This is a genomic window from Granulicella sp. L56, from assembly GCF_009765835.1.
Classification (GTDB): domain Bacteria; phylum Acidobacteriota; class Terriglobia; order Terriglobales; family Acidobacteriaceae; genus Edaphobacter.
Map to the genome: position 1 here is coordinate 1 of NZ_LMUS01000005.1, position 217 is coordinate 217.

A 217-nucleotide genomic window follows, 5' to 3' on the forward strand; every position below is an offset into this window, starting at 1 on the left:
CCCATGGCTTGTTTGCCCATTGTCTGCTGAAGCATTGCAAAATTCGCCATCATTTCTTCCCGAATTCTCTGCTCCAGTCCTCTTACTTTCTCCTCCACTCTCTGATCCACAATCGCTTCAACTTCTGCCTCGGACCTCGTGGGAGGGCGTCTCCTCTTTATTGAGCTCTTCTCGTATGTTCTTCTCATTGGAACCAAACCTCCCACTCCTCTCACCC

Annotated in this window: 1 protein-coding gene; it reads right to left on the reverse strand. The window is 50.2% G+C overall.

Features of this window, described 5'->3' with window-relative positions; genetic code table 11:
* The coding region (locus GSQ81_RS19795; protein ID WP_216846400.1) for a hypothetical protein at window positions 1-188 on the reverse strand (188 nt) is incomplete at its 3' end.
* Between the last annotated feature and the right edge of the window lie 29 nt (window positions 189-217).